1 protein-coding gene is annotated in these 1,025 nt (G+C 35.2%); it reads left to right on the forward strand.

What is annotated here, in order from left to right:
* Nucleotides 1-85: 85 nt before the first annotated feature.
* Nucleotides 86-952 carry an aminoglycoside 6-adenylyltransferase AadE gene (locus FYJ45_RS29335; RefSeq protein ID WP_001255868.1) on the forward strand — a complete coding sequence of 289 codons (867 nt, stop codon included), beginning with the start codon at nt 86-88 and terminating at the stop codon, nt 950-952.
* Nucleotides 953-1,025 lie beyond the last annotated feature (73 nt).

Raw genomic sequence — 1,025 nt, forward strand, 5'->3', positions numbered from 1 at the left:
CCCGCCCGTCTTTGCTAAAGGGTAATCAAGGCGGGAAAGCCCTAAAATGGCTTCACACCTATTTCAATAATTGGAGGAGATAAAAATGAGATCAGAAAAGGAAGTTTATGATATTGTTTTGAATTTTGCAAAAACAGACAAACGCATTCGCATGGTTACTTTGGAAGGATCTAGAACAAATACAAATATTCCGCCTGATGATTTTCAGGATTTTGATATTACTTTTTTTGTTACGGATATGGACAGCTTCACAAGTGATGATAAATGGCTAGATATATTTGGTGAAAGGTTGATTCTGCAAAAGCCGGAAGATATGGAATTATTTCCAGCTGTAGAAAAGGGATTTTCATATTTAATGCTGTTTACTGATGATGTTAAGATAGATTTAACTTTGCTGCCGCTGGAACTGATAGACGAGTATTTTACATGGGATAAACTGGTAAAGTTACTGTTGGATAAAGACAACCGTATCGTAAAGCCGCCAATACCAACGGATATAGACTACCACTTGCAGAAGCCTACTCAAAGAATGTTTGACGATTGCTGTAATGAATTTTGGAATACTACAACATATGTAGTAAAGGGCTTATGCCGCAAAGAAATTCTTTTTGCTATTGACCATATGAATGATATAGTACGAAAAGAATTGCTTCGCATGATTTCCTGGCTGATTGGTATCAAACAGGGATTTCATTTCAGTTTGGGAAAAAACTATAAATTTATGAAGCAATATGTCCCAGAGGAATTGTGGGAACGACTTATGTCCACTTATAATATGGATTCCTATCCCCATATGTGGGAATCCTTTGAACAATGTATGGCATTGTTCCGGGAGGTTTCGTCAGAAGTGGCATGCCAGTTGGATTACCAGTATCCACTATATGATGAAAAAATCAGTAATTATGTGATTCGGCAAAAGAAAAAATATGGCATTGAAGATGATAACAAATAAAATTTTTTCAATCGAAAAAATTTATTTTGATTATTCAATTTTGAAAAACTGAATACCTCAAAATCAGAAAGAG

It is taken from the genome of Eisenbergiella porci (assembly GCF_009696275.1).
Classification (GTDB): Bacteria; Bacillota; Clostridia; order Lachnospirales; family Lachnospiraceae; genus Eisenbergiella; species Eisenbergiella porci.

Bases quoted from the DNA above. Each gene is read 5' to 3' on its own strand.
- FYJ45_RS29335 (WP_001255868.1), top strand. From the start codon at position 86: ATGAGATCAGAAAAGGAAGTTTATGATATTGTTTTGAATTTTGCAAAA.